This window comes from Paraburkholderia sp. RL17-373-BIF-A, assembly GCF_046030175.1.
GTDB lineage: Bacteria > Pseudomonadota > Gammaproteobacteria > Burkholderiales > Burkholderiaceae > Paraburkholderia.
In genome coordinates this window covers 1-19,294 of the sequence record NZ_JARESO010000093.1, presented here as the reverse complement: position 1 = coordinate 19,294, position 19,294 = coordinate 1, and the positions used below count along the sequence as shown (strand labels likewise).

The 19,294-nt window shown below is 60.5% G+C and carries 18 protein-coding genes and 1 pseudogene; 11 read left to right on the top strand and 8 right to left on the bottom strand.

The features are described from left to right. Window positions 1–394: 394 nt before the first annotated feature. Both P0D80_RS45865 and P0D80_RS45860 read right to left on the bottom strand, forming a co-directional pair. A complete protein-coding gene (locus tag P0D80_RS45865) occupies window positions 395–1,852 on the bottom strand; it encodes an NAD-dependent succinate-semialdehyde dehydrogenase (RefSeq protein WP_408294327.1) in 1,458 nt (485 codons plus the stop codon). 11 nt (window positions 1,853–1,863) lie between these two features. After that, entirely contained in the window at window positions 1,864–2,622 is a 759-nt protein-coding gene (locus P0D80_RS45860; protein ID WP_408179500.1) for an SDR family NAD(P)-dependent oxidoreductase, read from the bottom strand. Between the two features lie 225 nt (window positions 2,623–2,847). Between P0D80_RS45860 and P0D80_RS45855 the strand changes: the two genes are divergently transcribed. After that, the gene (locus tag P0D80_RS45855) at window positions 2,848–3,579 is read left to right on the top strand and encodes an IclR family transcriptional regulator domain-containing protein (protein ID WP_243658385.1); all 732 of its coding nucleotides are present in this window, start codon (window positions 2,848–2,850) and stop codon (window positions 3,577–3,579) included. Between the two features lie 414 nt (window positions 3,580–3,993). Here P0D80_RS45855 and P0D80_RS45850 read toward each other — a convergent pair whose 3' ends face one another. After that, window positions 3,994–4,824, bottom strand: coding sequence for an IclR family transcriptional regulator domain-containing protein (locus P0D80_RS45850; RefSeq protein ID WP_408294322.1), 831 nt, complete (start codon window positions 4,822–4,824; stop codon window positions 3,994–3,996). A gap of 122 nt (window positions 4,825–4,946) precedes the next feature. On the opposite strand from P0D80_RS45850, the gene P0D80_RS45845 reads away from it, so the two are divergent. The 4 genes from P0D80_RS45845 (at window position 4,947) to P0D80_RS45830 (ending at window position 8,049) form a co-directional block, all read left to right on the top strand. After that, window positions 4,947–6,218 carry an aromatic ring-hydroxylating dioxygenase subunit alpha gene (locus P0D80_RS45845; protein WP_408294320.1) on the top strand — a complete coding sequence of 424 codons (1,272 nt, stop codon included), beginning with the start codon at window positions 4,947–4,949 and terminating at the stop codon, window positions 6,216–6,218. A gap of 2 nt (window positions 6,219–6,220) precedes the next feature. Then, window positions 6,221–6,691, top strand: a complete 471-nt coding sequence (locus P0D80_RS45840) for an aromatic-ring-hydroxylating dioxygenase subunit beta (protein ID WP_132379608.1) — start codon at window positions 6,221–6,223, stop codon at window positions 6,689–6,691. A gap of 33 nt (window positions 6,692–6,724) precedes the next feature. Then, window positions 6,725–6,928, top strand: a complete 204-nt coding sequence (locus tag P0D80_RS45835; protein WP_408294316.1) for a hypothetical protein — start codon at window positions 6,725–6,727, stop codon at window positions 6,926–6,928. Window positions 6,929–7,062: 134 nt separating this feature from the next. Further along, entirely contained in the window at window positions 7,063–8,049 is a 987-nt protein-coding gene (locus P0D80_RS45830) for a 2Fe-2S iron-sulfur cluster-binding protein (RefSeq protein ID WP_408294314.1), read from the top strand. Between the two features lie 147 nt (window positions 8,050–8,196). Here P0D80_RS45830 and P0D80_RS45825 read toward each other — a convergent pair whose 3' ends face one another. Further along, window positions 8,197–8,736, bottom strand: a complete 540-nt coding sequence (locus P0D80_RS45825) for a MarR family winged helix-turn-helix transcriptional regulator (protein ID WP_408179505.1) — start codon at window positions 8,734–8,736, stop codon at window positions 8,197–8,199. 533 nt (window positions 8,737–9,269) lie between these two features. Further along, entirely contained in the window at window positions 9,270–9,500 is a 231-nt protein-coding gene (locus P0D80_RS45820; protein WP_408294335.1) for a hypothetical protein, read from the bottom strand. Here P0D80_RS45820 and P0D80_RS45815 point away from each other — a divergent pair. Beyond that, entirely contained in the window at window positions 9,399–12,113 is a 2,715-nt protein-coding gene (locus P0D80_RS45815) for a molybdopterin-dependent oxidoreductase (protein ID WP_408294333.1), read from the top strand. The genes P0D80_RS45820 and P0D80_RS45815 overlap by 102 nt on opposite strands. Then, window positions 12,083–12,955: a 4Fe-4S dicluster domain-containing protein gene (locus P0D80_RS45810; RefSeq protein ID WP_408179507.1), complete on the top strand. Its 873-nt coding sequence runs from the start codon at window positions 12,083–12,085 to the stop codon at window positions 12,953–12,955. The genes P0D80_RS45815 and P0D80_RS45810 overlap by 31 nt, the downstream gene beginning before the upstream one ends. 65 nt (window positions 12,956–13,020) lie before the next feature. Here the strand turns inward: P0D80_RS45810 and P0D80_RS45805 are convergent, their stop codons facing one another. Continuing rightward, a complete protein-coding gene (locus tag P0D80_RS45805) occupies window positions 13,021–13,353 on the bottom strand; it encodes a hypothetical protein (protein ID WP_408179508.1) in 333 nt (110 codons plus the stop codon). 121 nt (window positions 13,354–13,474) lie between these two features. Between P0D80_RS45805 and P0D80_RS45800 the strand changes: the two genes are divergently transcribed. Beyond that, on the top strand, window positions 13,475–13,969 hold the full coding sequence (locus P0D80_RS45800) for an FAD-binding protein (RefSeq protein ID WP_408294330.1): 495 nt from the start codon (window positions 13,475–13,477) through the stop codon (window positions 13,967–13,969). Here P0D80_RS45800 and P0D80_RS45795 read toward each other — a convergent pair. Continuing rightward, window positions 13,936–14,934: an ABC transporter substrate-binding protein gene (locus tag P0D80_RS45795; protein WP_408179509.1), complete on the bottom strand. Its 999-nt coding sequence runs from the start codon at window positions 14,932–14,934 to the stop codon at window positions 13,936–13,938. The two genes, P0D80_RS45800 and P0D80_RS45795, sit on opposite strands and share 34 nt — an antisense overlap. 372 nt (window positions 14,935–15,306) lie before the next feature. Beyond that, on the bottom strand, window positions 15,307–15,561 hold the full coding sequence (locus P0D80_RS45790; protein ID WP_408294308.1) for a hypothetical protein: 255 nt from the start codon (window positions 15,559–15,561) through the stop codon (window positions 15,307–15,309). Window positions 15,562–15,594: 33 nt separating this feature from the next. On the opposite strand from P0D80_RS45790, the gene P0D80_RS45785 reads away from it, so the two are divergent. From P0D80_RS45785 to P0D80_RS45775, 3 genes and pseudogenes are all read left to right on the top strand, one after another. Next, window positions 15,595–16,542, top strand: coding sequence for a substrate-binding domain-containing protein (locus P0D80_RS45785; RefSeq protein ID WP_408179512.1), 948 nt, complete (start codon window positions 15,595–15,597; stop codon window positions 16,540–16,542). A 110-nt stretch (window positions 16,543–16,652) separates the two neighbouring features. Beyond that, window positions 16,653–16,874: pseudogene (locus P0D80_RS45780) on the top strand (hypothetical protein); the annotation flags it as partial. Between the two features lie 965 nt (window positions 16,875–17,839). Then, on the top strand, window positions 17,840–18,787 hold the full coding sequence (locus tag P0D80_RS45775) for a 3-keto-5-aminohexanoate cleavage protein (RefSeq protein WP_408294304.1): 948 nt from the start codon (window positions 17,840–17,842) through the stop codon (window positions 18,785–18,787). Window positions 18,788–19,294: the final 507 nt, after the last annotated feature.

Below are 19,294 nucleotides of genomic sequence, written 5' to 3'. Positions count from 1 at the left end.
GCGGGGAGCCTGCATCATGCGGCTTGCCACTCATTTGTCCACCTCCTTCGTTCTCCAACACTGCCTCCGTCGCCTCTTGCCTCCTCTGTCGACGTCGGCAAGCAAAGTTCATATGGCAATTGGCGTGCTGGCATTTCCCATCATGATTTGCCTGGCTTGCCCACCAAGGCCGGCATTCGTTCGCCGGGGCCAGCTTGCTAGCCATGCATGTTTTTCGTTGACTGCCTCCCCGATTTCCTACGTCAATAGGCCGATTCGTCGTCCCCGTTCTTCGCTCGCACTGCGGCCAGTGCCGTTGCAGTCGGCCGAGGACACCATACGAACGCGTTCTCAGAAATGCACCCCAGTCTGCTCGTACGGGGGTCACGGACGAATGGCTCCGGTCACGTTAATGTCAGGGCACCCGACCGGCCTGCGACACGAACTTGGTCACGAGGTAGCTATCGAACGTCTCGCTGCCTCCTTCGCTGCCCATACCGCTATCCTTCACGCCACCCAGCGGCGTCTCGGCCAGTGCCAGGCCGAAATGGTTGATGCCGACCATTCCGGCCTCGATACGGCCAGCAACGTATTCGGCGGTCGCGATCGAACTGGTGAACACGTAGGAGGCCAGGCCGTATGGCAGCGCGTTGGCACGTGACAAAGCCTCTTCAGTGCTACTGAACTTTGTTACCGGCACAACGGGTCCGAACGGTTCCTCGACCATCAGGCGTGCGGTATCGGGCACGCCGGTGAGGATGGTCGGGGCGAAGAAGTAGCCTGTTTCAGTCAGACGGCTGCCACCGCAAACCAGCGATGCCCCGCGCTCCCGCGCGTCCGTCACCAGGGCCTGCATTGCGTCCAAACGTCGTTCGTGGGCCAGCGGTCCCATCTGGGTCTGGGGATCGAGGCCGTCTCCAACCCGGAGCGGCGCGTACTCCGCAGCGAAGGCATCCACGAACTTCTCATAGACTTTTTCGTGCACGAAGAAGCGGCTCGGTGCCATGCAGACCTGACCCGCATTGCGTGTCTTGGTGCGCGCCAGAAAACGCGCTGCCTGTTCTACGTCGGAATCATCGAACACCAGCACCGGCGAGTGGCCGCCCAGTTCCATCGTCATGCGCTTCATGTGCGCGCCGGCCAGCGACGCCAGCTGTTTGCCGACAGAGATGGAGCCAGTGAACGAAATCTTTCGCACCGCGGGAGCGTTGATGAGATGCCGGGAAACCTCGGACGGCACGCCCCAGACGACGTTGAGGCATCCCGCTGGCAAACCCGCGTCGTGGAATATGCGCGCCAGCGCCACCACTGCGCTTGGCGACTCCTCCGGGCCCTTGAGTACCACCGTGCAGCCCGCGCCCAAGGCAGCGACCACCTTGCGTAGCGCCAGGTTGAAGGGAAAGTTCCAGGGTGTGAACGCGGCGCAAACACCTATGGGCTCACGGGAGACCGTCTGCTGCACACCCGGTGTGCGCGCCGGGATCACGCGCCCATAAATACGCCGGCATTCCTCCGCATGCCATTCAGCGTGCTCAGCACAGCTGAGTACTTCCTGAATGGCTTCAGTCAAAGGCTTGCCCTGGTCGAGCGTAATGTTTCGGGCGATCTGCGGAGCTCGCTCCCGGATCAACGAGGCAACACGGCGCAGCAGCGTTGAGCGTTCGATTGCCGGGGTGTGCCGCCAGACCTGGAATGCATCGGCCGCTGCGCTCACGGCGTCATCCAGATCCCGAGGCGTAGCGTGCGGCAATCGGGCGAACGCCTTGCCAGTCGCAGGGTTGATCACATCCTGTTCGGGCCGCCCATCGGCGCTCAGAAAACGGCCACCGATGTAGAGGGCGAGTGTTTCGTAAGGTGCGGTTATGGGGCTCATGGTGGCCTGGCTCATAGGAATACACTACCGCCGTCCACGGCGAGGGTCTGGCCGGTGACAAAGCCGGCGCCATCACTGACCAGGTACGCCAGCGCCGCCACGAGGTCGTTTGGCACCTGATCGCGCTGGATACAGCGGCCGGAAGTACGGGCGTTTTCACCAATGCGGTCTTGCAGATCAGTCTGCAGCACGCCGTCGCTTAGCGTGAAGCCCGGAGCAATCGCATTGACCGTGATGAGGTCCTTCGCCAGCTCCCGCGCAAGTGAACGCGTGAAGGCAATGACCGCGCCCTTGCTGGCCACGTAGTGCGCCATATTCACCGGCCCCTTCATCGGCACGGTGGAAGCGATGTTCACCAGGCGCCCCCGACCGCTTTGGCGCAGTTGCGGCAACACCGCTTTGGCACAGTTAAATGGACCCAGCGTGTTGACTTCCATCACCCGCATCCATTCCTGATTGGTGATCTGCTCAAACGGCTTGAGTGCCAAGGTGGTAAATAGCGCGGCGTTATTGACTAGCCCATCGATTCCACCGAACTCCGAGACCGCTGCGGCCGTCATGTCAGCGACATCCGCCTCGCTGACAACGTCCGTGCGCAGGCCGATGGCCTGATGTCCGGCCTCACGAAGCCGTGCCGCGGCTTCCTCGGCGCCTCGCAGGTCGGCGATGACGACACGGTGCCCCAGTTGTGCAAGGTGTTCGCTGAAGGCGTAGCCAATGCCGCTGGCACCGCCGGTGACAATAAGGCGCTTGGGTAATTCAGGTTTCATAGTTTCCTTCGCAGTCGGAAGACTTTAGGTAGCAATGAGTGAGGCCCGTTTCACCGAGGAATCGCGGGCCCTTTGCTGCATTTCGCTACATACCCGATCAGATGTCAAAGATCCCGGCTACAATTTCCGGATACCGGACTTTTGTACGAAATTCGAATTTCGCGAGGGTTTATGGCGTCTCATTCGGAGGGGAAGGAACCACGGGAAAACGAACCGGAATACGTGATGGGGCTCGAAAAAGGGCTGTCCATCATCGAAGCATTCGGTATGAAGAAGGGGCCGCTGACTCTGACCCAGGCGGCAGAGATAACCGGCCATACAAAGGGTTCGGTACGACGGAGTTTGCTGACACTGTGCAGGCTGGGCTATGCCGCGCAGAATGGTCACAGTTTTGTCCTGGCACCTCGCGCTCTGAGGCTGGGCTACGCTTATGTAGTCTCAGAACCGTTGACCAAGGTCGCACAACCTATCCTGGAGATCACCAGCGAACGCACGCAAGAGGCTGCCTCGATCGCTGTGCTGGATTCGCAGGATGCAGTCTTCGTCGCGCGCTCAACGCATCGGCGCAGCCTTTCTAGCGGATTGGGTGTTGGCTCGCGCTTGCCTGCTTACTGTAGCGCCACAGGACGCGTTCTGCTGTCAGAGCGACCACCGGCCGAGGTGAGATTCATGCTGAACAGAATGGCACGTCCCGCTCTGACGCCTCACACCCGTACTACGACCAGCAGCATCATGAAAGAGATTGAATTCGTGGGCAAACACGGATACGCCATCATCGACGAAGAACTGGAGATCGGTATTCGCTCAATCGCCGTTCCGATCCGCAACGCACGTGGCGAAATGATTGCAGCCATGAGTCTTTCTGTATCCACAAGCCGTATGACGCGCGAAGGCGTGGTGGAACACCTGCTGCCAGAACTTGAGATCGCACGCCGCCACCTTGCCGCCCTGCTGTAGCGCTCCGCCTCTTCTGCCAAACAAAATCGGCGAGCCTGTGTGGCTCGCACTCTCGCGGTTGATGGCCCGCGGGACCGGCGAAATCGTCAGTTACCGCCCAGTTTCGCGCCGTCACGACGATGTGATCTCCGTCAGGCCTGGTCCTTTCCTGCATGCCGAACCGGTTGACGAACGGCAGTCAAGAGCGGCGAACAATGTTGCAACCAGCAGTTAGAGTGGCAGGCGCGTCTAGACTACCTAACACTTGTCAACGTTGCACCGCGGTCCTACCCGGTCAGGCTAACGGACTGGCCTGTTGGCCACCGCGCTGATTTCGATTGACACGAGTGCGCCTGAGTGGCGTCCACCATACGTCAGGAAACTCCGGTAGTCGGGAGCACGCCTAGCGGCCGGATGCGCAGACCGCCAGTTGGCCTATAGCGAGCGTTGCACGCGCCCGGCCGTTTCACGCAGCGTCGGCAGGAAGTTTTCTCGCAACGTTTCGATGCTTACGCGCCCTGAAAATACGCTCACACTCAGCGCCGCCACGATCTGCCCGGCGCTGTTCTTCACCGGTACCGCCATCGCTGACATGCCGATTTCCAGTTCCTCGTCACTGATCGCGTAGCCGTCCTCTGTCGCGCGCCGGATCGCCTTCAGCACGCCGTCGAGATTTGCCACTGTGCGGTTGGTGAGCCGCTTCATCGGCACGCTTTCGAGGTGCGCGCGCACCTGCTCTTCAGGCAGGCCGCCTAGCAACACGCGTCCCGTGGCTGAGCAATAGGCGGGCAGGCGGCCACCGAGCTTCACGCCGGTCGACACGATACGGACCGCCTCGGCGCGTGCGATGAACACCGAATAACCCTCGTCCAGCACGGCCAGCGACACGGACTCCTGTAGCCTGTCGCGCGCGCTCGCCAGCAGCGGCTGCGCAATCTGCGGTAGCGACGACGTGCTGAGGTAGGCGCCACCCAGCCGTAGCATGCGCGGCAGCGGCGTAAAGAACTTACCGTCGTGCGCGAGATAGCCGAGCTCGACGAGCGTCAGCAGGCAGCGCCGCGCCGCGGGGCGGCTCAGGTCAGCCAGATGGGCCGCGTCCGAGACGGTCATGCGCGTAGTGTTCGCGCCGAACGCCTCGATGATCGCCAACCCCTTGGCCAGCCCCCCCATGCCTTCCTTCGCGCGGGTCTGGCTTGTCTCGTCCTCGTCCTTGACAGGCGACAAGGCGCCGCTCTCTGTGTTGACAGGACTTTTGATGGGTGTCATATTGGTTCTCATATCGAACAACGTACGATATTCGAACACACCCCGGTGAGGTTGTCAACGACAGTCCCGCCTCGGTCCCCGGCAATCCGCATTTGACAAATGCCTGCTACGGAGTCAGCAACTTGAACATCATCCCCATCCAGCCGGCGCGCCGCGCCAGCATCGAGTGGCCCGCCGAGGGCGTTACGCGCGTGCCCTATGCGCTGTTCCAGAGCGACGAAATCTATGCGGACGAGCAGGAGGCGATCTTTCGTGGTCCGAACTGGAGTTATCTGTGCCTCGAAGCCGAGGTGCCGAATCCGGGCGACTTCCGCAGCACGTTCGTCGGCGATGCTCCCGTGGTGGTCACGCGCGACGCGGACGGCGAACTCTACGCATTCGAAAACCGCTGCGCGCATCGCGGCGCGATGGTTTGCCTGGAAAACGAGGGCAACGCGAAGGACTTCAGCTGCGTCTACCATGCGTGGACCTACAGTCTGCAGGGCGATCTGCTCGGCGTCGCGTTCCGGGACGGCATCAACGGCCAAGGCGGTATGAAGGAAGACTTCTGCCTCGGCGATCACGGCTTGCGCAAGCTGCGGGTAGCGACGCTGCACGGTCTCGTGTTCGGCAGCTTCTCCGACGACGTGGCGCCGCTCGACGAATACCTCGGCGACGAGATCGTCGAACGCATCGCGCGCGTACTCGAAAACCGCACGCCCGTCGTGCTCGGTCGCTTCACGCAGATGCTGCCGAACAACTGGAAGCTCTATTTCGAAAACGTGAAGGATTCCTATCATGCGAGCATCCTGCATCTGTTCTTCACCACCTTCCAGTTGAACAAGCTGTCGCAGCGCGGCGGCATCATCGTCGACCCCACCGGCGGCCATCACGTCAGCTATTCAGCAGTCGATCACGCGGCTGAAGCGGCGGCGCAGGCGGCCACGAACGACTACGCGGGCCAGAAGATCCGCTCGGAGAGCGGCCACCAACTCGAAGACACCTCGGTGCTTGCGGGCACCGACGAGTTCGGCGACGGCATCACGCTGCAGATTCTTTCAGTGTTTCCAGGCTTCGTGCTGCAGCAGATCCAGAACGCCATCGCGGTGCGCCAGATTCTGCCGCGGGGCGCGCGCCAGACCGAACTGAACTGGACCTATCTCGGCTTCGAGGACGATACGCCCGGGTTGCGGGAAATGCGTCTGCGCCAGTCGAATCTCGTGGGCCCGGCCGGCTATGTCTCGATGGAAGACGGCTGCGTTGGCGGCTTCGTGCAGCGCGGCATCGACGGGGCAAGCGACGCACGCTCGGTGATCGAGATGGGCGGCGACGGCACGACCAGCAGCGCGAGTCGCGTGACGGAAGCTTCGATTCGCGGCTTCTGGAAGGCCTACCGTAACGCAATGGGATATTGACGATGACGCAGGACATCCATCAACTGATCGCCCGCGCGCAGGCCGAATACGTGCGCTGCATCGACGATGGCGACCTCGGGCAGTGGCCCGAGTTCTTCACCACGTCGTGTGTGTACAGGGTCACGACTGCAGATAACCATCGCCGCGGCCTCGTGGGCAGCATGATTTACGCGGCCTCGCACGGGATGCTGGTCGACCGGGTCGCGTCGCTGCGCGACGCCAATATCTATGAACGGCACGTCTACCGCCATTTGCTCGGGCAGCCGTACGTGGTCAGCGACGACGGCGCCGAGGCGCGTAGCGAAACCTCGTTCATGGTCGCGCGCATCATGCGCGACGGGACCACCGACCTGTTCGCGACGGGCCGCTATTGCGACGTGTACGTGCGCGACGAGGCGGGCGTGCGGTTGCGCGAGCGCGTCGTCGTGTGCGACAGCTCGCGTATCGACACGCTGCTCGCGTTGCCGCTATGACGCCCGCGAGCCTGGCCCGGGGGGGCGATGGCGATGGGTGGCCCGCACGGCATCGGTCCGGAGATCGCCGTCAACGCCGCGTGGGCACGGGCGCACGAGCCGGCGCTGCATCCGCGCATCGTGCTGTTCGGCGACACGCGTGTCATCCGCAGGCATGCGCGGCGATGCGCACCCGAGGCGCTTGTGCGCGACACGCTGGCCGTCATTCGGCGGCGCTCTCGCCGGGTGTTTCCGTGATCCTTTCGAGGGTCGGTCACGGCAGCGGTTTCGGCACACGTGGTCACGTAACGACGAGCACGATGCCGACGCCCATCGACTGATCCGCCCCGAACTTCGCCCGACACCAGCTAACAACGCATGGAGGTCATATCTTGGATTTTCGTATTTCCGTCGCTGACAGCGACATAACGTTCCCGTGCGCGGCCGGTGAAACCGTCCTCGACGCGGCCGAACGCGCCGGCTATGCGGTGCCGTACTCGTGTCGCAAGGGCGTCTGCGCGTCCTGCGAAGGACGCCTCGTGGCGGGCCACGGGCGTTCGCCGGTGCAGGGCGCAGTGGTGGCGCCGGCCGAGCGCGCGCTGCTGTGCTGCCTGCGCCCCGACACCGACCTGGCGATCGCGCCACGCCGCATCGAGAAGCGCGACCCCGTCGCGCGCAGGACGCTCGAGGCGTCCGTGTACCGCATCACGCAGCCGGCCGCCGACGTCAGCATTCTGCAGTTGCGGCTGCCCGCGGGCGTGCGTGCGAAGTTCGGTGCCGGCCAATATCTGCAGGTCGAACTGGAGGACGGTACGCGGCGCAACTATTCGATGGCGAATGCGCCGCACGAAAACGACAGCGTGCAGTTGCACGTGCGCCACGTGCCCGGCGGCCGGTTCTCCGAAGGCGCGCTCAGCCGCATGGCGAAGGGCGACAGGCTGCGCATTGAGCTGCCGTTCGGAGAGTTCACGCTGCGCGAAGGGTCGGACAGGCCCGCCGTGTTGCTTGCGACAGGCACGGGGTTCGCGCCGGTGAAGTCGATCGTCGAGGACGCCATCAAGCGCAGGCTCGAACGGCCGCTGCATCTGTACTGGGGCGCGCGCTGCGCCGAAGACCTCTACCTCGCGGCACTCGCGCAGAAATGGCATGACAGTGGCCGGGTGAAGTTCGTGCCGGTGCTGTCCGAAGCCGACGAGGCGTGGACGGGCCGGCGCGGTTTCGTGCACGAGGCCGTGCTCGAAGACTTTGGCTCGCTCGCGGGATATGAGGTGTACGCATGCGGCAATCCGTCGATGACGAGCGCCGCGCGCGACACCTTCGTGAAGGCCGGCTTGCCGGAAGACGACTTCTTCAGCGACGCGTTCGTCCATACCGGCTGACGCGCCCGAATCAGTGCCCGCGTTGGTGGGCCTGATGGTCGGCTATCTGGCCGTCGCAGCGATGCGTTCGCGGCGCTTCGATCTATTTCCCTCTTCGATAGAATGGCTACGACGCACGTTGTAAACCGCAATATCCACCCGAAGCCGTCAGTCCAAGGTCGTATCGTCCTTGGACATCTGAACCAGATTTTTCTCGATCTGGTGCGCGACCTTCCAGAACACCTGCATGTCCTGCGGGGAAACTCCGTCGAGCGAGGCTGAAAACATGTCCACGAGCTGCGGCAACATGTCGTCGACCAGGCGCCTACCCTCGTCCTTAAGACTGACGTAATACTTCCTTCGGTCTTTAGGATCTCGAATTCTTTGCACCAGCCCGCGCTTTTCCAGGTTGTCGAGTGCCGGCACTGCGGTCGTCGAGGCAATCCCCACTCGCTTACTTAATTCGAGCTGATTCAACTCGCCGCGCTCGGCCAGTACGCGGAGGTAATACCAATACGCAATGGCCAGGTTTTCTCTATCGAGAATTTTCTGACCCTGTGCATCATAGAGCCGGCGCACCGTCTTGGCCATCCACGGCACAGTTCGACCACGCTCATCAAATAGTTCGGGCGACAGCTTCGCGGCCGCCTCGCCTGGCGGCTCACGATCCAAAGTTGCCTTGGCGACGCCGGGATTCGACTTGGGCATTTCCTCATTCCTTTATGTATGGGCAAACGGGGCCACGAATAGCAGTACTCAGGGCACCCCCACCATAGGAGCACTTGACTTTATTTATACCAAACAATATCATTCGATGTAGGTTTATTTTTATCGGTATCATTGCCCTGCAAATGATCCGTTGCAGGTAAGATCATACAACGTGATCGATCGCTGCGTCGCACTGCTCCGCAAAATTCGCTCATCAAGGCGCAATTTGGAACAGTCTGGACCGACGTCGCGGACCGTTCCCGAAACACGGAGACAAAAGGTGGATCTAAAAATGAGAAAGACCCTATCGGCAACGACGCCTCGGATCAGCCCCGGTAGCCGGCTGGTCGGCCGATGGCTGACCGGCAGTCGTTGCGTCCAATCGAAGCGCAGTTCTGCTCAGGGGTGACGTTCTCATGCAACGAAAAATCCTTGTATTTATCCTCTGGCTCATGCCGACCGTTCTGCGCATTGCGGCACGCAAGTTTCCGTCCATGCGCGCCCATCTCGCCACAGGAAGTGGAGTCATCCAGCTACGGCTCAGAGACAACACTCTCTCGAGGCAACTCCATTTCCGAAACGGCACCGTGTCGGGGAGCTGGGGTGTGAATCCCAAACCCGACGCCGAGCTTGTCTTCATGGATGTAGCAACAGCCCGCCAGATGCTCGCGCCGAATACCGATCATGCGTTCCTGATCGATGCGCTCAAGAACTTCAAGATCACGCAGGGCGGAAGCGACCAGAAGCTCGTGTGGTTTGGTCAACTCGTCAACACGATGAAGACGGCTGCGTGGCGCAAGGGCATGCCGATGAAGGACGGAACCACGCGTTACGTCACACTCACCAATGGCGGACCCGTGTTCGTCTTCGTCAAAGACGACAAGATCGTCCGCACCACGCCCATCGATCTCGAAGAGGAAGATGGGCCGAGCTGGAGTATCACGGCGAGAGGTCGCCGGTTTTCGCCCGCACGGCGCGCGACGGTCAGCCCGCACGCGCTCTCCCTCAAATCGCTCGTGTACTCCGAAAAGCGCCTCCTCTATCCGATGAAGCGCGTCGACTTCGACCCGAATGGCGAACGCAATCCACAGAATCGCGGGATCTCAGGCTATGAACGCATCAGCTGGGACAAAGCCCTCGATATCGTCGCTGGAGAAATCCGTCGCATGAAGAAGGACTACGGCCCTGGAGCGATAGCCATGGTCACGGGCGCACATCACCAGTGGGGCAACATCAACTACTACCTGAGCGCGATGCTGCGCTTCGGCAACCTGATCGGCTTTACCCGCGTCGAACCGAGTCCGATCAGTTGGGAAGGCTGGTACTGGGGGGCCATGCATCACTACGGCAACAGCCTGCGTCTGGGCACGCCGAGCTTTTATGGCACGACCGAGGACTGCCTTCAGCATGCCGAGGTAATCGTGTTCTGGTCGAGCGATCCCGAATCGACCAGCGGCGTCTATGGTGGATTCGAAGGCACCGAGCGGCGGCTGTGGGCCAAGCGCCTCGGTATTGAGTTCGTGCATATCGATCCCTATCTGACGCACTCCGCTCAGTTCCTTGGCGGAAAATGGCTGCCGATCAAACCTGGTACCGACTCGGCGCTCGCGATCGCGATCATGCATGAATGGATGATCAGCGGCAGCTACGATAAGGAATACGTAGCGTCAAAAACCACCGGCTTCGACGAATGGCGTGCCTACGTTCTCGGCGAAGAGGACGGCACACCGAAGACACCGGAGTGGCAAGAAGCCGAAACCGGTGTACCTGCAAAGGATGTCCGCAGTCTGGCGCAGTTGTGGGCATCAAAGAAGACTTATCTCGCAGCGGGCGGTCTTGGCGCGGGCTTTGGTGGCGCATGCCGCACCGAGACAGGTGCTCAATGGGCGCGAAGCGTCGTCATGATGATGGCGATGCAGGGATGGGGGAAACCGGGGATCAACTTCGGCAATTTGCAGATCGGTGCCCCGCAGGACCTCAATTTTTACTTTCCCGGGTACGCCGAGGGTGGAATCTCGGGCGATCTGAACAACACCGCGAGCGCGGCCAACAACTACTGCCGCATGCCTCACATCATCACGATCAACCCGGTGAAGCAGTCCGTTCCGCGTCAACGGCTTGCCGAAGCCATCGTGGAGGGACACGCGGAAGGCTACGCTTGGGACGGCTTCTCGATCGAGGGGCAATTTGCCGAATACTCGTATCCGAGGCCGGGCTATTCCCGCATCCACATGCTGTACCGCTATGGCTCGTCATCGTTCGGTACAACGCCGGGATCGAACAGGCTGGTCGAAGCGTATCGTCATTCATCGCTGGAATTTATCGTCAACCAGTCGATCTGGATGGAAAATGAGGCTCAGTTCGCAGACATCATTCTGCCTGCGTGTACCGCGCTCGAACGTGATGACATCTCCGAATGGGCGAACTGCGGCGGCTACATCCAGCATGCGCAGAGCCAGCTCAATCACCGTGTAGTGACCATGCAGCACAAATGCATTGAGCCCCTCGGCGAATCGAAGTCCGACTATCAGATCTTTCTGGACATCCTGACAAGGCTTGGATACGGCGGGATGTTCTCGGAAGGCGGTTGCTCCGAATTGGCCTGGTGCGAGCGGATGTTCAATTCAACGGACTTGCCCAAGCAGACCACCTGGAAGAAATTCCTGCAAAAAGGCTATCACGTCGTGCCACCGCCGAAAGACGACGACAAGCCGCCTGTCGATATGCGCTGGTTTGCGGAAGGCCGTCCGAAGGATTTGCCGGAACCCAATCCGCTACCTGCCACGTATTCGATCGGCTTTGGCGACGGGCTGCCGACGCAGTCGGGCAAGTTCGAGTTCGTGCCGTCGAGCCTACGCCGCATCGAACAGATTGATCCCGCGAGGCCGGCCGTCAACCGGTACATAAACCGCGCCAGCACCGTGAAACAAACGTTTTTTCCGCTGCAGCTCGTGACCAACCATCCGGTCTACAGCTTCCATACGCATGCGGACGGGAAGAACAGTCACATCAGCATGATCGACGAACACCGGATGGAGGTCGGTGGATATCGATATTGGGTCCTGCGATTGAGTTCCCGGGATGCAGAAACTCGCGGTCTACAGCGTGGCAATCTGGTTCGGGTCTACAACTCGCAGGCGTCCGTCATCTGTGCCGTCGACGTTTCTCAGCTCGTCAAGGCGGGGGTGGCCCGCGGCAACGAGTCGTGTGCCGAACTCGACATGATCGAGACTTCAATCGGCCTGGTCGATCGCGGAGGCTGTCTCAATCTCCTGACGCCAGGTGGAAAAATGAGTTCGACCGCGGACGGGATCATGCCAAATACTTGCTGGGTGGAGGTGGAAAAATGGGACTCAAAACTCGGGAAAGCAGCGTGAACGGCTGGGCGCTGGTCATTGACGTTTCACTCTGCATCAATTGCAGAAATTGCGTCCTCGCAACCAAGGACGAGTACGCCGGCAATGCCTTTCCGGGTTATTCCGCGCCTCATCCGCCGGAAGGCCTGGAAACGATCCGGATCGAACGCCACGTTCGCGGAGAGGGCTCGCTCGTCGATGTCACCTATATCCCGAAGACTTGCAATCACTGTGACAACGCACCCTGCGTCAAAGCGGCTTCGGACGGTGCGATCTACAAGCGTCCGGATGGCGTCGTCGTGATCGACCCGATCAAGTCGCATGGCCAGCGCGATCTGGTCGGGACGTGCCCTTACGGCATGATCGAATGGAACGAACAGGAACAGGTGCCGCAGAACTGGAACTTCGACGCTCACCTGCTCGACGCCGGCTGGAAAGAGCCGCGCTGCGCACAAGCTTGTCCCACCAAGGCGATCCGAGCGTTCAATGTCGAGGACGCCCAATTGGCAGAAATGGTCGAGAAAGAGCACCTGTCAGTGATTCGCCCCGAGTTAGGCACCAAGCCGCGCGTCTTCTACAAGAATCTGGACGATGCGCTCAGCCATCTGGTGGCAGGCAACGTCTGCGAAGACTTGGGTGACGGCCAACTGCGCAATCTTGAGGGTGCCGAAGTTGTCCTGCGCGACTCCTCCGATGGAAGCGAACGCACAACCAGGACCGACCATTTCGGCGACTTCCGATTCTCTGGGCTGATTGCGCCGTCCTCGCGTATCGAGCTGCGGGTGACAAAGGACGGAACGGAAAAGGTCCTCGCTACGAGAGACCGGACAGGAAGCGTCAACCTCGGCACGCTACTCTATTGAAATCAGGTCTCTAGAGTGAGCGCGAAGCACATACACGATGTATAACGCTACGAAGAGACGCTGAGTCATGAGGTCGACGTTATCATTATTGGTGCGGGCGCGGCTGGCACGAGTGCTGCGATCGTAACGGAGAACAAGGGGCTCGAGCTCTCCTGCTCGAGAAAACCGAGGGCCGCGTCGCCCTCGGCCATCTGTTGCGTCATTCCGAACTGGAAGTGGTCGTGCTCAACTGCCCGGACTACTGTCCCGAGCTGCCCGGTGGCACGTTCGGGCGCGCCCATGCGCCGCTCGAATTCGATGGTCGCCAGCTTGGCTCTCATTTTAAGGACCTGCGTGCACCACTGCCGGCATTCGCGCCGTTCGGCGGCATGATGCTTGACCTGGTCGCTCTCCTTCACATTCTGTCCTTCACTCGGTCCGCACGCTCGTTCGTTCACTTGCTGAAGCGCTTAACCTCTCCATGGTGTCGATCGACTCAATCATCACCCCGGCACTCGGCTCGTTGGCGGAAACGCGCTTATCGCCCGTTTGTACAAGACCCTACGCGATCGTCAGGTCGAGGTCTGGCTACACGCATCCGCGACCCGACTGATTACGGAAGACGGCACGGTCGTGGGCGCGGAAGTGATTTGCAACCGACGTGCCAGCCGTGTTCGTGCGCGCGGCGGTGTGGTGATAGCAACCGGCGGCTACCCGGGAAACGCTGACATGCGCCGCGAGCACTCCCGCAAGCCTACGGTCAATCTCAAACTCGGATTGATGAGCAACGCGGTTTCATCGCGGTCGGCAAGGATGGAAACCGCTTCACCAACGGGGCGGCTTCGTTCACGTGCCGCGCGCTGGCGGGCACGCTGCGCTGACGCTAGCCGGCGCGGCTCGAGACGGGATTCCTGGCCTGGAGCGGATCGGGGGACGAGAACGACGTACCGGGGCAGGCGCGCTTGGCAACGCGCTGCCCCTAATGAGGTCAGCTGTAAGAATCAGATCTTGAAGCTTTCGAGGCTCGCAGGGTGAAACAGCTCGTGCGGCTGCAACCGCCGGCTGGAAAGCCCCTCGGCATGATGCTGGGCAAGGAAGCGATCGATGGTCTGCTCGTTTTCGGCAAATCCGTACGACCAGAAGTCGAAGCCCATCAGCTTGCGCGCTGCCCGCAACTGATCTTCGACGAACGGCAAGGTCACTTTGGTCGCCCCGGTCTCGCTGAGCCGCGCGAGCGCGAGGGCCTTCGATTTCTCGAATGCCTTCACGAGTGCACCCGGCAGCCACGGATGCTGGTCGGCGAGCGTCTTTCTGACACCCAGCGTGTGCATGATCGGAAACAGCTTTGTGCGCGCATACCAATCGGCCGCAGTTTTGTGTGGATCGTCGAAGAGATACCGAACCTGCGGATGGCCCTGGTCAAAGCAAGAAGGCGCACGCGGACCGATGACGGCATCGATCTTCCCCGCCGCCAGAAGTCCGGAGATGGTTTCGCCTTCGGGGGCGTCTTCAAGCCTGATGTCACCAGGCAAGTTCAGCGCGATCTTCTCGACTCTGGCCGGATCTTCGTAGCCGCCGCGCACCCAGGTCACGTCCGATGCCTTGACCCCATACTCCTCCTCAAGAAAGAGACGGACCCAGACATTGGCGGTGAGTTGGTACTCGGGGACCCCAATGCGCTTGCCCTTCAGGTCTTCAGGCTTCTCGATCCCCCGGTCCGCTCGGACGTAGATCGACGTATGCCGGAACGCCCGCGACGGAAAGACCGGCACGGCAATATAAGACGACGCGCCCGCGGCCGTCTTGACCGAGTAGCTGCTGAGCGAGAGCTCGCAGATGTCGTAGTCGGCGTGCCGAAACGCGCGAAAGAAGATCTCCTCAGGCTCCTGCAGCATGAAGACCGGATCTACGCCGTCGATCTGAACATCACCATCGATCAGCGGCCGCATGCGGTCATAGTTGCCAACGGCGATAGACAGCCGAAGCTTTTGATTTCCCATTACCTATTCTCCTTGTTGCGGAACAATCGAAACGAAAGTGTCAGCACGAGCCAGCCACGCGTACCTGGAGGCCGATTAGATCAGAATCATTTGATCCTATATCGCATGATCCTACTAAGAATTACATGTGTCAAGAATCGTGGAAGGTCATTGCCGGTCTCGTTTTCAGCCTGTGGGTGGATGCGCAGCACCCGGCGCGTTCACGTGCGCCCTTGCCAGGGACTTTCCCCAGGGGGCTTGACTTCATTCATCCCGAAACACATTATTCGATATAAATCTATCTTGTAGCGCATCGCTTCACTTAGGATCGCGTATCAATGCCGCTACAGGAGAGTTCATTTTCCTGATCGGCCCATTTCCATCACTCATCCTTCACCCAAGGCGAGGATCACCATGTTCTTCAAGCTTCGCGTATTGCAGGCTGCAGTGCGAAAACTGCAAAGTCCGTTCGTTGCGCAAGAGACTCGGCGCGCTCATCAGTGCGGCCTCAAGAACCGGCGCGATCTTCGATACTGGCGAGGGAAGATGCTCGTCTCCATTGCGCAAATAAGCGCCGGCTTGCTTCTTTCCACGGGTTTGATGTGTACCGCTGCCAACGCGGCGGAAGATTCCATCACGAACCATCAAGGCGACATCACACCGATGTGCGGCGCGAAGCCGATGATCGTCGGCGTGTCGGACGGCTACGGCGGTAATACGTGGCGCAAGACCGGCCTCGCGGAAGTCAAGGACGAGCTCAGTCGGTGCAAGAATGTCACACGGGTCATCTACAGCAATGCCAACGGCGATCCGCAGAAGGCGAATTCCGACATCAACAGCATGGTCGCGCAGGGCATCAACGTCCTCATTCTTCTTCCTGACTTCGGCGCGGTTCAGCTTCCCGCAATGCGGGCGGCCATGAAGGCGGGCGTCGCGGTTGTCCCGTACTCGGCTCAAATGGCTGGCGTACCCGGCCGTGACTACGTCGTCAACGTGGTGGGCAATACGCAGCAGATCGGTGTCATGTGGGCTGACTGGCTGGGAACCACACTCAAGAAGGGAAATGTAGTGTTCATGGGTGGATCGCCCGGAGCGACCACCTCCCAAAACTTCATGGACGGTCTGAGAAGCGGACTCAAGAAGTACCCGGGTCTGAAGTTGCTCAACGAGCAGTACATCGTGACGAATTGGAATCCCGTCGACGCCCAGAAGGCCACGGTTGGTCTCATCGCGCAGTATCCGAAGATCGACGCCATCGTGACGGATGGTGGCGAAACCGCGCTGGCCGCCGTAAAGGCATTCGAACAGGCTCACCTTCCGGTCCCCGCCATCGCGACGATTGCAAGCGACAACCAGGTGAACTGCCATTTTGTCGCGGCGAAACAGTCGGGCAAGCCATATCCCTATTACACACTCGACGGCACGACGACTTACGTGCGTTTTGCGGTACGCCAGGGCGTCGCTGCTTACCAAGGAACCGTTAACAAGGAATCCCCTTCGATCCTTCCGTTCCCGTATGCGGACAGCGCGAAGGGGCTCGACCCGAAGTGCGATCCCGCGGCACCGCCGGATGCCGACCTCACCTCCGCGCTCCCGCCGGAAAAGCTGAAGGCCGTATTCGAGCATTGATAGCTGATTAGAGTCCTGAACGAACAGCATTCACTGCTGCAGATCGATGAGGCGGCGACGATCTTTCCCGGCGTGCGGGCACTTGACAACGTTACCCTGTCGGAGAAAACGGCGCGGGCAAATCCACCCTCATGGCTGTGGCTTCGGGCGCCCTCGTCGCTGACGGTGGGCGCGTCGTCATCAATGACGAGCAAACCTCGGGTAACACCGAACCGGCGCACGCCACCGTATTCGCGAAGCGCAAAAAATCGCCAACCGCATCACGGTGCTTCGCCGTGGCAAGGACAGGGACCGGCAATGTCCCGGTCAGTGTTCCATGCCTCATCCAATGAATTTCGCATGCGCAATTTGATCGGCATGCCTTCCAAGGTATTAATCGCTTTCGCTTTCGCTCTCGTGGCGACGGCATCCGTCGTCGCCCGGGCGACCGCGTCGGGCGCAAATTCGTTGCGCTACAACGGTGGCTTTAGGTACGCGCGACGCGTATGCCCAGAGCAGGGTGACACCGGATGCGAGCATCGCGGGGGCCCGACTACGTCACCCAACGTCGGACGGTAGTTCGGTGAACAATCTTCGATTCGGCAACACCCTGCAGTATGCACACAGCCGGTTCCCGAGGATCTTCTGCGCTTCAAGGTCGTAGAGACGATGAAGCGTTAGCGTCAACCACGACAAGGTTCTGTCACGGTCATCGACGACCTCCGTCTGCGCATTCACGGCCGCGTCATTGGGGGCTTGTCAAAGTGATCCGCTGCAGCGATTAAAGTGGGTATGACGTGGCCATTCGCTCATTCCTCAACAAATGCTCACCGACAGGCGGCACAGGACCGTCGCCCACACGCCGTTCATCAGGGCTTTCCCTGAGTTCCTTGACTTATTTCATTCTATGACGCATGATTCTATATAAATCGATTAATTGCGGAATTATCTCAGCAAAACCGATTTAATTACGAGAGTGACCAGCTCCTTGCATCCCTGCGTTTCTTACCGCGTAGGGGTCGCAGGGGCAGAAGCGGACTCGAGGATCTCGAATGTGTGGATATGGACGTGGTGAGTAGGTCGCCGTGGTGTGCAAGCACTCCAGCCGGGGTTCGGGTCTCCCCTCCAACGACGTGCGGCTCGAAGCGCCTATGCGGGCAATCCGGGAAGCCTCCACGCAGCGCAACGTTTCGCGTCTCGCGCAAGGCGGATACGGGCCGCGGCTTCTCCGGATCGACCCGCCAGAACCTCTCAAATTGATTGCCGTGGGTTCGGAAGATTTGCGAACCTAAATTCACTACCTGTGTTGAGGATCATCATGACCGAAAAACTGCCACTCTGGGAAGCCGCCAAACGCGAATTGGAGGAGTACCAGTTCATTGCAGGGGCCGAGTTGCAGCCCAAGTGGAACGTATCGGAGAAGGTCGCAATCAACGCCGCGGTTTCCGGCCGCTTTGAAGACACGTCGTCCTTCCAGGCGTACGTGGATGAAGCGACCAGCGTGATCGAGGCCGGTGCTTGCGGCGTTCACATCGACTTCTCGTTCATGACCGACGCGCAGGGGCGCCGCATGGATCGCGACATCCTGCCGGTCGAAGCGTACAAGCAGGTTATCGAGCCGCTGCGCGCCCGCTTCGGCAACGATTTCGTGCCGAACGTGAACGTGCTGAACGGCACGACGTTCGATATGTGCCTGAGTCCCGCTCGCGAAGGCCTGACCGAAGTCGCACCCTGCGCGCCGGGCCATCCGGAGGCCTTCGCGTTGCCGGCCGTCATGACGCTCGAGGAAGTAGGGGTCAAGCCCGAGCTGGCGGTCCACAGCTCCGGCGAAATCGAGCTTGCCAAGCGCAAGCTGATCGATACCGGCATTCTCAAGAAGCCGTACAACTGGCTGATCCTCTACGGTCTGCCGTTCAATGTCGGCCGCACGCTGGTGTCGGGCACTTGGGTTAGCGACGCCCAGGACATGACGCAACACATGTTCCTGATGGTCGACCAGATTCGCAAGATCGATCCGACCTCGGTTATCAGCGTCTGCGCGGCAGGCCGCGCATCGCTCTATATGACCACACTCGCCACCATGATGGGTCTGCATATCCGCGTCGGCACGGAAGACACGCCGTGGAAATACCCGAACAGCGACGAGCGCCTCAAGAGCAATCTCGAGATGTTCATGATGGCGAAAGACATTGCCGCCCTGCTCGGCCGTAAGCCGGCAACGGCCAATGAATACCGGGAACTGATCGGCAAGCCGGCCCGAACTTAAAAGGATCGCGCGGCCATGACCGCGCAAGCGGACAGCGGCGCAGGCACAACGGGAGTAGGCGTTCGGATGCAAAGATCAACGCAGACGAAGCCCGCTTCGCATAGCCGACACCGCTGTACCGCGTTGCACACGGGGCGAGGTCCTCGTGACTCAGGAAGGAGGTCGCCAGGTCCTCCTAGATGAACACGCGCGCGACCGGTGATGGCTTTCAAGTCGTGAAATCCTGCTCTGATTGGCGAGCAACTCCGCTCTCAGACCGGCAAGCATGATGAATAGAATACGTGATGCAGAAAGGTGCGATCCGGCTACGTCGGACGCGCGGAGGTCGCGAGTCCGTTGCCCATTCCGCGTCTTCGGGATGGCTTGCGCATGAAGGGTTGTGCAGCTCGAAGCCCTGCCCAGGAAACACATGGCGGGCGCAGTATCAAGTCTATTGCGGATGTGAGCGTTCGAGAGCAAAAGGAGAGTGACAAATGAGTGGCAAGCCGCATGATGCAGGCTCCCCCG